Source organism: Pantoea sp. 1B4, assembly GCF_016925765.1.
GTDB lineage: Bacteria > Pseudomonadota > Gammaproteobacteria > Enterobacterales > Enterobacteriaceae > Pantoea > Pantoea agglomerans.
In genome coordinates this window covers 2,760,451-2,775,379 of the sequence record NZ_JAEUWZ010000001.1, presented here as the reverse complement: position 1 = coordinate 2,775,379, position 14,929 = coordinate 2,760,451, and the positions used below count along the sequence as shown (strand labels likewise).

Below are 14,929 nucleotides of genomic sequence, written 5' to 3'. Positions count from 1 at the left end.
TGAGGCGGGAGATTCTCCCGCCTGACCATTAGATCTTACAGGCGCCGCTCTCGCAGCCATCATCCTGGATAGAAGGTGCCAGGTCATCCTGCGCATCTTCAGCACCGTCACGGGTGTTTTGATAGTAGAGCGTTTTCACGCCGAACTTATACGCCGTCAGCAGATCTTTCAGCAGCTGTTTCATCGGCACTTTACCGTTGGTGAAGCGCGACGGATCGTAGTTGGTGTTGGACGAAATCGCCTGGTCGATGAATTTCTGCATCAGACCCACCAGTTGCAGGTAGCCATCGTTGTTCGGCATTTCCCACAGCAGTTCGTACTGATCTTTCAGACGCTCATACTCCGGTACGACCTGACGCAGGATGCCATCTTTCGACGCTTTGATGCTGATGTGACCGCGCGGAGGCTCAATACCGTTGGTGGCATTGGAGATCTGCGACGAGGTTTCAGACGGCATCAGCGCAGACAGGGTCGAGTTGCGCAGGCCGTGCGTTTTAATCTCTTCACGCAGGCTTTCCCAGTCGAGATGCAGCGGTTCGTTGCTGATCGCGTCCAGATCTTTCTTGTAGGTGTCGATAGGCAGAATGCCCTGCGCATAGGTGGTTTCATTGAACCACGGGCAGGCACCTTGCTCTTTCGCCAGCTCGTTTGAGGCTTTCAGCAGGTAATACTGAATCGCTTCAAAGGTCTTGTGCGTCAGGCCATTGGCGCTGCCATCGGAGTAGCGCACACCATGCTTCGCCAGATAGTAGGCGTAGTTAATGACGCCAATACCCAGGGTACGACGACCCATCGCGCCACGCTGGGCCGCCGGGATCGGGTAGTCCTGATAGTCGAGCAGCGCATCAAGCGCGCGTACTGCCAGGGTAGCCAGCTCTTCCAGATCGTCGAGGCTTTCGATGGCGCCGAGGTTGAACGCAGAGAGCGTACACAAGGCAATCTCACCGTTTTCGTCGTTAACATCTTCCAGCGGTTTGGTCGGCAGGGCGATTTCCAGGCAGAGGTTAGACTGGCGAACCGGCGCAATGCTCGGGTCAAACGGGCTGTGGGTGTTGCAGTGATCGACGTTCTGAATGTAGATACGGCCGGTAGAGGCGCGTTCCTGCATCATCAGTGAGAAGAGATCGACCGCTTTAACACGCTGCTTGCGGATGCTCTGATCCTGCTCATATTTGGTATAGAGGCGCTCAAACTCATCCTGATTGGCGAAGAATGCGTCATACAGGCCAGGCACGTCAGACGGGCTGAACAGGGTGATATCTTCGCCTTTCAGCAGGCGCTGATACATCAGCTTATTGAGCTGTACACCATAGTCCATGTGACGCACGCGGTTGCCTTCAACACCACGGTTGTTCTTCAGCACCAGCAGGCTTTCGATTTCCAGATGCCACATCGGGTAGAACAGCGTGGCTGCGCCGCCACGAACGCCGCCCTGAGAACAGGACTTCACCGCGGTCTGGAAATGCTTGTAGAACGGGATACAGCCGGTATGGAACGCTTCACCGCCGCGAATCGGGCTGCCCAGCGCACGGATACGACCGGCGTTGATACCGATGCCGGCACGCTGAGAGACATATTTCACAATCGCGCTGGAGGTGGCGTTGATGGAGTCCAGGCTGTCGCCACACTCGATCAGTACACAGGAGCTGAACTGACGTGTTGGGGTGCGTACGCCAGACATGATTGGCGTCGGCAGGGAGATTTTAAACGTCGAGATCGCATCATAGAAACGCTTGATGTAATCCATACGCGTGTCGCGCGGGTAGCCGGAGAATAGGCAGGCGGCGACCAGTATGTAGAGGAACTGCGCGCTTTCGTAGATTTCACCCGAAACGCGGTTCTGCACCAGATATTTGCCTTCCAGCTGCTTCACAGCGGCATAGGAGAAGTTCATGTCACGCCAGTGGTCGAGGAACTCGTCCATCTGCGCAAACTCTTCCTGGCTGTAATCTTCCAGCAGGTGGCGATCATATTTGCCCATGTCGACCATTTTAACGACCTGGTCATAAAGCTTTGGCGGCTCAAACTGACCATACGCTTTTTTGCGCAGGTGGAAGATCGCCAGGCGGGCAGCCAGGTACTGATAGTCAGGGGCATCGCGGGAGATGAGGTCTGCTGCGGCCTTGATGATGGTCTCATGAATGTCAGAGGTTCTGATGCCATCATAGAACTGAATGTGAGAGCGCAGCTCAACCTGTGAAACTGAGACGTTGTTCAGCCCTTCAGCTGCCCAGTCCAGCACACGGTGAATTTTGTCGAGATCAATGCGCTCCTGGCGGCCATCGCGTTTAGTAACGAGCAGACTCTGGTTCATGTCGCGTTTTTACCTTTGCGTGAGTATCCAAAAATTAAAAGAAATCCCGGTTTATACACAGCCTATTCATTGTGAATAATGTGTGGATAAACACTACATCTAGGGGGTGATGGGAAAAGCCATAACTACATGGGGGCATATTTTAGTATTTTACGGCCGCTTAACAAGAGCAAAAAATGATGGCTGGAGGGGTTGTAATTCTTGCGAAATTTCTTAGCCCACGCCTTGTAAGGCCTGGCATCATGTCAACCAGATCACACTTTTTTTTCTTATTATGATCGGGCGCGTGTTTCTTATTCAATACTCAGGATTCAGCAGGAAAAGGGATGAAAAATGGCTAAAAGCCGCTAGCGGGTTGCTGGTCAGCAGAGAACCGGATGCGGTAACGCTGAAGAGGATGGAACCGGGCTGATGTAACCTATTGGCAGACATCAGAATGCCTCTGGCGCGGTGAGTGCTGTGACCGGCACAGGGAGAACGGGCGCAGAAGAGGAGATGCCCGCCCTGATTCAGGCGGGCGGGTCACTCAGACGGCGCGGTGGGTGTGCACCATATAATTCACGTCAGTGCCGGGAGCCAGTTTGAATCGGTTAGTCACCGGGTTGTAGTGCAGGCCAATGATGTGGCGTTCACGCAGGGCCGTTTCATCGACCCAGCCCAGCAGTTCGGAAGGACGGATAAATTTCTTCACGTCATGGGTGCCGCGCGGCAGCATGCGCAACACATATTCCGCACCAAATATCGCCAGCAGCCAGGCTTTTGGATTGCGGTTCAGCGTAGAGAAAAAGACTTCGCCGCCGGGTTTGACCAGCTTCGCACAGGCGTGAACGACTGAGCGCGGATCCGGCACGTGCTCCAGCATCTCCATGCAGGTCACCACATCATATTTTCCGGCGTGCTGCTCCGCATGCTCTTCTACGGTCTGCTGCACGTAGTCCAGCGTCACTCCGCTCTCCAGAGCATGCAGGCGCGCCACGGCCAGCGGTTCCGCGCCCATGTCCAGGCCCGTGACCACGGCACCTTCACGCGCCATGCTTTCGGCTAAGATGCCGCCGCCGCATCCGACGTCGAGCACGGTTTTACCGAATAAGCCGTTGCTGTGCTGCGCGATATAGCCCAGGCGCAGCGGGTTAATGCGGTGCAACGGTTTAAATTCACCCTCCAGATCCCACCAGCGCGAGGCAACGGCCTCAAACTTGGCAATTTCCTGCGCATCGACGTTCTGCTGATGATTCTGCGGTTGTGCATTCATTGAATCGTAACTCCTGACAAAATGTGCCCACAGTATAAACGCTTAACCGCAGATGGCACACCTTTCAGGCGCAAGGAAAAGCGGGTGAAATCGGTGGTTAGCGTTCACCAGAGCATTGCAGTGTGATATACTTTCGCACCTTTAAAATCCGGGATTAAGTAGAGGGATAGCGGCTCCATGAGCGACCTTGCGAGAGAAATTACACCGGTCAATATCGAAGAAGAATTAAAAAATTCTTACCTCGGTTACGCCATGTCGGTCATCGTTGGCCGAGCTTTACCCGATGTGCGTGATGGCCTGAAGCCGGTTCATCGTCGCGTACTTTTTGCGATGAGTGTACTGGGTAACGACTGGAACAAACCCTATAAAAAATCTGCCCGCGTCGTCGGTGACGTTATCGGTAAATATCACCCGCATGGTGATTCCGCCGTTTACGACACCATTGTACGTATGGCCCAGCCTTTCTCCCTGCGTTACATGCTGGTGGACGGACAAGGCAACTTCGGTTCCATCGACGGCGACTCCGCCGCGGCGATGCGTTATACCGAAATTCGCATGTCGAAAATCGCCCACGACCTGTTAGCTGACCTGGAAAAAGATACCGTCGATTTCGTACCGAACTACGACGGCACTGAGCAGATCCCTGAAGTTCTGCCGACCAAAATCCCTAACCTGCTGGTGAACGGCTCTTCCGGTATCGCCGTAGGTATGGCAACCAACATTCCGCCGCATAACCTGCGTGAAGTGATTAACGGCTGTCTGGCTTACATTGAAAATGAAGACATCAGCATTGAAGAGCTGATGGAGCACATTCCGGGGCCTGATTTCCCGACCGCCGCTATCATCAATGGTCGCCGTGGCATCGAAGAAGCGTACCGCACCGGACGCGGTAAAATTTATATTCGTGCGCGTGGCGAAGTGGAAGCCGATGCTAAAACGGGCCGCGAGACCATCATCATTCATGAGCTGCCGTATCAGGTTAACAAGGCACGCCTGATTGAGAAGATTGCGGAGCTGGTGAAAGAGAAGCGTGTCGAAGGCATCAGCGCACTGCGCGATGAGTCTGATAAAGACGGCATGCGTATCGTGATTGAGATCAAGCGCGATGCGGTTGGCGAAGTCGTGCTGAATAATCTCTATTCACTGACCCAGCTGCAGACCTCGTTTGGTATCAACATGGTCGCCCTGCATCAGGGTCAGCCGAAGATCATGGCGCTGAAGGAGATTCTGGACGCCTTTGTTCGCCATCGTCGTGAAGTTGTGACGCGTCGTACTATCTTTGAACTGCGTAAAGCACGCGATCGTGCGCATATTCTGGAAGGTCTGGCGATTGCGCTGGCGAATATCGATCCTATCATCGAGCTGATTCGTCGTGCACCAAACCCGGCAGAAGCAAAAGCGGGTCTGATTGCGCAGTCGTGGGCTCTCGGTAACGTGTCAGCGATGCTGGAACGTGCTGGTGATGACGCCGCGCGTCCGGAGTGGCTGGATCCACAATATGGCATCCGTGATGGTCAATACTATCTGACCGAGCAGCAGGCTCAGGCGATTCTGGATCTGCGTCTGCAGAAACTGACTGGTCTTGAGCACGAGAAGCTGCTGGATGAGTATAAAGCGCTGCTGGAGCAGATCGCTGAGTTGCTGCGCATTCTGTCGAACGCGGACCGTCTGATGGAAGTGATCCGCGAAGAGCTGGAGCTGATGCGTGATCAGTTCGGTGATGAGCGTCGCACAGAGATTACTGCCAACACGGCTGACATTAATATCGAAGACCTGATCAATCAGGAAGATGTTGTGGTGACATTGTCGCATCAGGGCTATGTGAAGTATCAGCCGCTGACCGACTATGAAGCGCAGCGTCGTGGTGGTAAGGGCAAGTCAGCCGCACGTATCAAAGAAGAGGACTTCATTGATCGTCTGCTGGTCGCCAATACGCATGACACGATTCTTTGCTTCTCCAGCCGTGGCCGTCTCTACTGGATGAAGGTTTACCAGCTGCCGGAAGCAAGCCGTGGCGCACGTGGACGTCCAATCGTCAACCTGCTGCCGCTGGAAGCCAACGAGCGTATTACGGCGATTCTGCCGGTACGTGAGTATACCGAAGGCTTTAATATCTTTATGGCCACCGCGCTCGGTACCGTGAAGAAGACCGCACTGAAAGAGTTCAGCCGTCCACGCAGCGCGGGCATTATTGCCGTGAATCTGCGTGACGACGATGAGCTGATCGGTGTGGCGCTGACCAACGGTAACGATGAAGCGATGCTGTTCTCAGCGGCCGGTAAAGTGGTGCGCTTTGCAGAAACCGCAGTCCGTGCGATGGGTCGTACCGCCTCTGGCGTACGCGGCATCAGGCTGGCTGAAGGCGATCGCGTTGTGTCATTGATTGTGCCGCGTGAAGAGGGTGCAATTATGACCGTGACGCAGAATGGTTACGGCAAGCGTACGGCCAACAGCGAATACCCGACCAAGTCGCGTGCGACTCAGGGTGTTATTTCAATCAAAGTGACCGAACGTAATGGTCCGGTGATTGGCGCCGTTCAGGTCGTTGATGGCGATCAGATTATGATGATCACCGATGCCGGTACGCTGGTGCGTACCCGCGTTTCAGAAGTGAGCGTCGTGGGTCGTAATACCCAGGGTGTGATTCTGATTCGTACCGCAGAGGATGAGAACGTCGTGGGTCTGCAGCGTGTTGCCGAGCCGGTTGAAGAAGAAGAGCTGGATTCAATCGACGGTAGCGTGGCGGAAGGCGAGGAAGATATCGCGCCGGAAGCAGAGAACGACGATGAAGAGATTGCGCCGGAAGCGGATGCAGAAGACGAAGACGACGCGGCTGAAGACGAAGAGTAATTTGTCTGGCGTGAGCTGAGGTTCGTTGCAGAAACGGCAGGTCTGGGGAAACCCGGCCTGCCGTTTTTTTTGTGTGATGGGGAGATTGCAGGGGGGCAGAGAGCTTATGGCTGGTGGCTGGGAGCTGATGGCTGTGAGTCGGGAGCTGCCGAAAGGCCCACTATGCCCGATCGCAAAGGATTCCCGCATCCATGCGGATCGGCCACGCCATCCCTGGCGTGGACGCTTTGCTCTTCGGGCATAGCAGGCCTTTCTTGTTGGGATTTGGGTGTCGCTTTGAGGGGGATGGGCGTGTTGTTTGAGGTCTTAGAGGCGGGGCGGGAAAATGGCTGGCTGATGGCAGTCAGATGGGAGCCGTCGAAAGGACTGCTGTGCCCGATCGCAAAGGATTCCCGCATCCATGCGGATCGGCCACGCCATCCCTGGCGTGGACGCTTTGCTCTTCGGGCATAGCAGGCCTTTCTTGTTGGGGTTGTGGTGTCGCTTTAAGGAGATGTGTGCGTGCATTTGTTTGAGGGGGGAGAGGCGGCGACTTCTTCCTAAGATAAAGATGTTGCTTTGGCTGTCTTAAAAGATTCTCAAACCGCCCGCTAAGCCTGCGGCTGGCTGGCTTTTTTACGTCCGATAAAGCTAGTGTATGGGCATTAAAAATCGATGATGCGACTAACCTTGCCAACTGCGAGTTACCTTTGAAATATCCTGTCTCTTTCCGCACTACGCTTCGCATCTCGCGCTATCTTTTCCGCGCGCTGGCGCTGCTAATCTGGACGCTGGGCGCCGTTCTTACTGCGTTTTACATTATCAGCGTGCTGCACAATAAAGAGACGCAGGTTCGGCAGGAGTTTGCCAGCAACTACGGCACCATACAGTGGTATGTGCGCCATTCGGCGGACATGATGCGTGAGCTGAAATATATCACCGAGAACCGCTTAACCAACGCCAGCAGCGGTCTGGATGTGCTGACCGGTATGATGCCAGGTAAAACATCCCAGCCGCAGTTTACGCCCCTGTTTTCGGATGGCGACTGTACCTCGATGAGCAATACCTGGCGCAACTCGCTCGATTCACTCAGTTACTACATCAATTACTGGAAAAGTAACTTCGCCTCATCGTATGAGCTGAATCGGGTGTTCTTTATCGGTGGCGAGAGTCAGTGTCTGGCCGACTTCACGATTGGCAGCAGCAATGCTGACCGGGAACGCAGCCTGAAATCGCTGCGTGAGAATGTGCTGCGCTATCGCAATAGCAGCGAAGAAGATCGCCGCAATCCGATGTACTGGATTAATAGCAGTGCTCAGCCAGGCGTCGGAACCTTCTTTATGGTGGTGCCCGTCTACGTTGCTAATAAGTTACAGGCGCTGCTTGGCGTCGAACAGAATATCCGTCTGGATGAGTTTATTCAGCCGGGCAGCCTGCCGATTATCGCGTCCATTACCGATGAAAATTATCGTCCACTGCTAAATTCGCGGCGCGGCGGGCTGGGCTTCTCGCTCGATAGTCTTCCTGATGATAAAACCTGGTTCGGATACCTGAATGGTTATCGTCAGCTGGTTCTGAAAAAGCCGCTGCCGCCTTCCGATCTTAACGTGGTGTGGTCGATATCTACCGACGTGATGGTGGATCAGCTCAAGCTGATGATCATTAATGCGCTGCTGCTCAATATTTTCAGCGCTGTCATTCTGTTTACCCTCGCCTGGCTGTTTGAGCGCCGGATGTTCCTGCCGGCGGAGGAGAATGCGCACCGGCTGGAAGAGCATGAGCAGTTTAACCGTAAGATTGTCGCCTCTGCGCCGGTCGGGATCTGTATTTTACGCACCAGCGACGGCACCAATATTCTGAGTAACGAGCTGGCGCACAATTATCTGACGTTGCTGACGCAGGAAGATCGCCTACGGCTGAATGAGATTATTGGCGGGCAGCAGGTCAACTTTGTCGATGTGCTCACCGGCAGTAATACCAACCTGCAAATCAGCTTTGTGCATTCGCGCTATCGTAATGAGAACGTGGCGATTTGCGTGCTGGTCGATGTCTCGGCGCGCGTGCGGATGGAGCAGTCGCTGCAGGAGATGGCCCACGCGGCAGAGCAGGCGAGCCAGTCAAAATCGATGTTCCTTGCCACGGTCAGTCACGAACTGCGCACGCCGCTTTATGGCATTATCGGGAATCTCGATCTGCTGCAGACCAAAGAGCTGCCCAGCGGTATCGACTCGCTGGTGACGGCGATGAACAACTCCTCCAGCCTGCTGCTGAAAATCATCAGCGATATTCTCGACTTCTCAAAAATCGAATCAGAGCAGCTGAAAATTGAGCCGCGTCCGTTTGCACCTCGTGAAATCGTGACCCACATCGTCGGCAATTATCTGTCGCTGGTGGTGAAGAAGCGGCTTACGCTCTACTGCTTTATCGAACATGACGTTCCGCAGGTGCTGGACGGCGATCCGCTGCGTCTGCAGCAGGTGATCTCGAACCTGCTGAATAACGCGATTAAGTTCACGCATACGGGCTGTATTATCCTCCACGCTTACGTTTCGCAGGGCTATCTGGCATTCCGCGTCCGTGATACTGGCGTCGGCATTCCGGCAAAAGAGCTGCCACGCCTGTTTGATCCCTTCTTCCAGGTAGGAAATGGCGTGCAGCGTAATTTCCAGGGCACCGGGCTGGGACTGGCGATCTGTGAAAAGCTGATCAATATGATGGACGGCGACATTGAGGTCGACTCAGAGCCAGGTATGGGCAGCCAGTTTATTGTGCGTATTCCAATCTACAAAGGGCAGAAGCCGTCACTGATGCTGCTGGAGGATTTACAGGATAAGAAAATCTGGCTGGCGATGCGCAACGAGTACCTCGCGGAATTTATCACGCGTCAGATTCAGCAGCAGGGCATTCAGGTCGCAGAATATAACGGTAAGCCCGGCCACGACGATGTGGTGATGACCGATTACGAACTGGATATTGATGTTCCGCTGCGGGCGCTGGTCACTTTCGATGGATCGCATGTGGATATGCCGCGTGAACGTCAGCCTGGCCGCTGGATCCACTCTACCGCCACGCTGCATGAGGTTCCGGCGCTGCTGGCGCGCATCTATCGAATCGCACTGGGCAACGACGCCGCAGATGCGCTGTTGCTGGCCGCACCGGTAGAAGAGAAAGTGCATAACGATGACATCATGGTGTTGATTGTCGATGACCATCCGATTAACCGCATGCTGCTGTCGGAACAGCTCGGCACGCTGGGCTATCAGGTGAAGACTGCGCAGGATGGCGTTGATGCACTTAATGTACTGAGTCGTAATGAGATTGATATCGTACTGACCGACGTGAACATGCCGAATATGGATGGTTATCGCCTGACGCAGCGGTTGCGTCAGCTGGGCCATCTCTTCCCGGTAGTTGGCGTGACGGCGAATGCGCTGGCGGAAGAGAAACAGCGTTGCATGGATGCGGGCATGGATAACTGCCTGTCGAAACCGGTGACGTTAGATGTGCTGAAAGTGACGCTGGCAATCTATGCTGATCGGGTACGTAAAACGCGGATGGGGTAGGGCAGGAAAGGGCAGAGGCGAGGCGGTGCAGGCTGCACCGCCTCAGGAAGTAACTTAGTCTCTTTCGACCTGAGTCTGGCTGACAGACGACAGGTAGTTCAGCAGTGCGATATCGTTATCCACGCCCAGTTTCATCATCGCTGATTTCTTCTGGCTACTGATGGTTTTGATACTGCGGTTCAGCTTCTTGGCAATCTCGGTGACCAGGAAACCTTCTGCAAACAGACGCAGCACTTCGCTCTCTTTCGGTGACAGGCGTTTGTCGCCATAACCACCCGCGCTGATTTTCTCCAGCAGTTTCGCAACGCTTTCCGGCGTATATTTCTTGCCTTTCTGCAGTGCAGCCAGTGCCTTTGGCAAATCGGTTGGCGCGCCCTGTTTCAGTACAATCCCTTCGATATCGAGATCAAGCACTGAACTCAGAATCGCCGGGTTATTGTTCATGGTCAGAACAATAATCGAGAGATCCGGGTAGTGGCGTTTAATATATTTAATCAGCGTAATACCATCGCCATACTTCTCACCTGGCATAGAGAGGTCGGTGATCAGGACGTTGGCGTCAAGCTTGGACAGATTATTGATCAGTGCTGTTGAGTCTTCGAACTCACCTACAACGTTAACCCATTCAATTTGTTCCAGAGATTTTCGGATACCGAAAAGGACAATTGGATGGTCATCGGCAATAATTACGTTTAAGTTATTCATCTTATTGGTTACCTTGCTGCAGCAGTTGATTGACGTAAGCGTCAATATCACTGGTGGTATTTGTAATGTTTGAATCGTCACACGCTTTAATGTGGTGTTCTAACTCTTCACAAAGCTGTTTGCCGGGAGTCAGATTGAGCATGGCAAACACGCCCTTTAGGCGATGCGCTGTCTGAGCAAGCGAGGCGTAGTCCTTTTCCGCCGACTCAGTATACAGCCTCTTCACATCAACCGGTACTGTCTCCGTAAACAGCTGGAAATAGCCGCCGCTCATCAATGGCGTGGCCGCGTCGTCTTCCGTGTCGTTATCCATCACATCATGCGACAGTTGCTTCTCTATCAGTGCCAGCAATGCATCCAGCAGCGCATTACTGAGATTGAAATTGACCCGATACTGCTGGTCGTTCAGTGCATGATGCCCCAGTTCATCTTCCGCCAGCAGCAGTGCCCAGCCGCTAAGCTTTGATGGATCGTCGGTCACCAGCACATCGTGATCCTGACCGGAAATGCGCTCGTCGGGTGTCAGACAACGCGCTCCCCAGTTTTCCAGATGGCGGCAGACAATTTTATGCACGTCCTCCACGGTGATCTCCACCAGCGCGGTAACGCCATCCAGAATTTTTTCCTCTTCTTCTTCGCGCTTCTGCTCCAGCACCAGCGGCAACTGCATGTTGTAGCGCGTGCCGATATCCGCTTTTGCCACGATATCCAGGCTGCCACCCATCTGCTTGCAGAGCTGCTTACAGAGGAAGAACGCCATGCCAGAAGCCTGTCCGTAGCGATCCTGACTGGTATCACCCAGGAACGGGAAGTCGACATTGGCCAGTTCATCCACCGTCAGGCCCGCACCGGTATCCACCAGTTCGATAATCAATCTATCGGCCTGCTTGTCCGCAGCCTTAACTTCCAGGGTGATTTTCCCCCAGCGGGTGGTGGTCAGGGCGTAGTGCATCAGCGTGGTCAGCACTTTACGCAGGGCGCGACGGTCGCCAAAGCGCGTCTCATCATTAGCCAGGTGATTATTCACCACCAGCGACAGCCCTTTGCGGCGCATCAGCGGCAGGCTTTCCAGCGCGATCTCATCCAGCAGTTCCTGCAGGTTAAAGACGGTCGCATCGGGTGACCAGTCGTGCGCCTCAAGCCGGTTCAGCAGCACGATATCATCCACCAGCCGCGCCAGCCCCTGACTCTCATCGAGCAGATCCAGCACGGTCTCATCGGCATCACGCTGGCTGAGCTGTACCAGCTGCGTCACCATCTTCTCCAGGGGCTGATTCAGCGCGTGGCCCAGATTGTGCAGCAGCTGCTGTCGCATCTGATGGTTACGATCCAGCACCTGCTGCGCTTTTTGCAGCTTCTTATTCACCAGCAGTTCGCGATCCTGGTCACGCATCATAAACAGCTGGGTATGCGGCGACAGCACGCTGCGGGCGTGGCGAATCTCATACACTTCGTTATTAATGGTGGCCTGCAGCACGCCCTGATGCTGGTCGGACATATTAATGATCTTCTGCAGATTGAGGTGAGGCAAAAGATGTTCAGCAATCTTATTGCTCAGCAGGGTGCGGTTGCTGGCAAAGTCATATACCAGCAGACCGACCGGCAGACTGGCCACAATCTCTTCATTCAATACCCGCAGCGAATCGAGTTCAGCGCTCTGGTTCTCGCTGGGACGCAGCGACTGCTGGCGCAGCAGCACGATACCCGCCAGTGAAAGCAGGAACAGCAGCAGGTTAATCAGCAGCGGCCAGAGCAGATTATGCAGGGTGTCGATAATCAGACGGCCAATCGGCACCTGATAAACCAGCTGTAGCGAGGTGCTGGGCAGGGTGGCCGTAATCTCGATATTGGGATTAACCAGTGAGATGCGGGTATTTTCCACCTCCTGCTGTTCACTGCTGCTGGCAGGCATTGAGCTGTCCTGACGCAGCTGGAAATTTTCCAGCGGCATGTTCTGCGGAACAATATCGTTAACCGGCAGATCAAAGGCGACCACTGTGGCCAGATGGCCTGGCTGGTTAAAGGTGGTACGCAGCGTGAAATAGTGATCGTTCTGGAAGGCGAGGTGGCGCAGCGGTGAGAAACTCTCGCGCTCATCGAGCGCATTCGCCTGTTGCAACATCTCAGCACGACGGCCATCAACCATTGAACTGATGGCACTCTCTTTATAACGCGTCGCCATATCTTTCAGCGGCAGGGTCGAGATCATAATCAGGCTATTGTCCTGACCATTTAAAAAGTACATCGACCAGGTGGGGTTTTCTGCGCCCCACAGCGTGTCGAGATAGTTCGACATCCGCATGGTCATGTCCAGCGTGCTGCTGTCATGTGAGCCGAAAATCAGCGCTTCCGTTTTACGCCGGGTTTTTTCCAGGTAGTAGACGTCAGGACGCAGTCGCGTCTCCTGCAGGTTACTGCCGGGTGTTGCACCTGCCGCACTGGTAGAAAGGTTTTCATAGATCTGCCAGGTGGCAAAGCGATAGGCATCAATGCGCTTCTGAACGTCACGTGCCAGATCGTCCATGGCATAGCGCTTCCCGGTCAGCCAGGCATTCACCGAGTTATGTACCATAAAGCCCAGCGCCAGCAGGAGCACCAGATTGAAAACCACAAAAAAGCGGGTGACGTTGCCGGAGGTCAGTGGAAACTTATACAACATAGCGTGTCAGGTACCTGAATTATTGCGCAACTTTTCGCGCACTGGCGGCTACCGCTAACAGCAACAGGGCGATCGCTAAAAATGCGCCGCTGAGGCTGATCCATTGCGAAATGAATCCGATTAAAGCCGGACCTGAGAGAATACCCGCATATCCCAGCGTTGTCATGGCAGAAATCGCCAGGTTCGCAGGCATATCCTGTTGATTCCCGGCAGCATTGAACAACATCGGCACCGTGTTAGATAAACCAAAGCCGACCAGCAGGAAAGCCAGCAGGGCGATCTCCGGCCACGGCAGCCAGACGGCCAGACTCATGCCCGCGGCGGCGGTCAGCGCGCCGGTCAGCATCACCGGGTAGCGACCAAAACGCTGGATGATCTTATCGCCGCTAAAACGGCCCAGCGTCATCGCCACGGAAAAGACCGCATAGCCCAGTCCGGCCCAGGCGGGTGACATCTCCGGGTTCTGCAACAGCAGCAGCGCGCCCCAGTCCAGCACGGCCCCTTCCGCCAGGAACAGGATAAAGCAGAGCAGGCCAAGAAACGCGACCCAGCCGCGTGGGATCACCAGCCAGGGTTGATCGGGCTGATGCAGGCGTTCATTCATTAAGACCGGCAGTCGCCACAGCAACAGCAATAACATCACTGCCATCACCACCAGCGTGGCGGCCAGGGGTGTAAAAGACTGGCTCAGCAACAGGCTGACCGTGCCCGCACCCAGAATCCCGCCAAGACTGAAGAAGCCATGGAAGCCGGACATCATCGGTTTATCCGCCGCCTGCTCAACCTGAACCGCCTGATAATTCATCGCCACATCCAGCATGCCCAGCCCGGCGCCAAACAGCATCAGCGCAGCCGCCATGACCAGATGAGAGTCAGCCGTGGCCAGTAGCGGCATCATCATCAGCACTAACAGGGTAGAGAAGCACATCACCCGACGGCAGCCAAACCGCGCCACCAGTGTGCCGGTCACCGGCATCGCCGCCAGCGAACCAATACCCAGACAGAGCAGTAACGCGCCCAGTGATGCGCCGCTGAGCTGCAGACGATCGCGGGCAAACGGCACAAGCGGAGCCCAGGCTGACATTCCTAAGCCATTGATTAAAAAGATGGTGCGCGTGCCCCAGTTCAGGCGGCTCTGATGTTTGTTTTGTTGTGCAGCGTCCAGTGCGGTCATAGGTCAGATTCATCAATGGTAAAGCGGAAAAGTGTAGCACTGGCCGTGAGTCAGTGGTCGTTGCGCCTCTTATCAGGAAGGGGGCAGCAACATGGCATAAATGACAAAACCGGGAGTTTACCGACTTTTGTCGCGCTGCGAATTTTTTCCAGAACTTTCCTGGCATGACCACCGCCCCGCAGAATGACTTAACTCAAATTTCACTGTCGTTTTTCAACGACTTGCTGCTGAAAAATCGGAACAGGGCCACTGATAAATGATGGCTGAATCGCTTAATGAACAAATTTTGGTTACAGCCCTGATGTTCCGGTAGTGGTGGTTTTTTTAACCTTTCCGCATCATTTCCGGAAACAGTCAGCAATAAATTGACATGTAAAAACAAAGGCAAAGCGGATTTTATGAAAACCTTTTTTCAAGTGAGGCTTATGTAATG

At 54.4% G+C, this 14,929-nt stretch carries 7 protein-coding genes; 2 read left to right on the top strand and 5 right to left on the bottom strand.

Translation table 11 applies throughout. The features are described 5' to 3' along the window. Positions 1-28: 28 nt before the first annotated feature. Both nrdA and ubiG read right to left on the bottom strand, forming a co-directional pair. A complete protein-coding gene (nrdA, locus tag JNO11_RS13325) occupies positions 29-2,314 on the bottom strand; it encodes a class 1a ribonucleoside-diphosphate reductase subunit alpha (protein ID WP_010258098.1) in 2,286 nt (761 codons plus the stop codon). Positions 2,315-2,840: 526 nt separating this feature from the next. Then, positions 2,841-3,566: a bifunctional 2-polyprenyl-6-hydroxyphenol methylase/3-demethylubiquinol 3-O-methyltransferase UbiG gene (gene ubiG / locus JNO11_RS13320; protein WP_010671459.1), complete on the bottom strand. Its 726-nt coding sequence runs from the start codon at positions 3,564-3,566 to the stop codon at positions 2,841-2,843. A gap of 177 nt (positions 3,567-3,743) precedes the next feature. Between ubiG and gyrA the strand changes: the two genes are divergently transcribed. Together gyrA and rcsC are read left to right on the top strand one after the other, a co-directional pair. After that, the gene (gene gyrA, locus JNO11_RS13315; RefSeq protein ID WP_033772293.1) at positions 3,744-6,416 is read left to right on the top strand and encodes a DNA topoisomerase (ATP-hydrolyzing) subunit A; all 2,673 of its coding nucleotides are present in this window, start codon (positions 3,744-3,746) and stop codon (positions 6,414-6,416) included. A 689-nt stretch (positions 6,417-7,105) separates the two neighbouring features. Then, complete coding sequence (gene rcsC, locus JNO11_RS13310) at positions 7,106-9,958, top strand: two-component system sensor histidine kinase RcsC (protein ID WP_325177413.1); 2,853 nt, start codon at positions 7,106-7,108, stop codon at positions 9,956-9,958. A 54-nt stretch (positions 9,959-10,012) separates the two neighbouring features. On the opposite strand, the gene rcsB is transcribed toward rcsC, so the two are convergent. Genes rcsB through JNO11_RS13295 form a run of 3 tightly spaced genes read right to left on the bottom strand, consistent with a single transcriptional unit; the run spans position 10,013 to position 14,496 of the window. Continuing rightward, positions 10,013-10,663, bottom strand: coding sequence for a response regulator transcription factor RcsB (gene rcsB, locus JNO11_RS13305; protein ID WP_009089068.1), 651 nt, complete (start codon positions 10,661-10,663; stop codon positions 10,013-10,015). Position 10,664: 1 nt separating this feature from the next. Further along, positions 10,665-13,322, bottom strand: coding sequence for a phosphotransferase RcsD (gene rcsD / locus JNO11_RS13300; RefSeq protein ID WP_010248389.1), 2,658 nt, complete (start codon positions 13,320-13,322; stop codon positions 10,665-10,667). 19 nt (positions 13,323-13,341) lie between these two features. Further along, positions 13,342-14,496, bottom strand: a complete 1,155-nt coding sequence (locus tag JNO11_RS13295; RefSeq protein ID WP_010248386.1) for an MFS transporter — start codon at positions 14,494-14,496, stop codon at positions 13,342-13,344. Positions 14,497-14,929 lie beyond the last annotated feature (433 nt).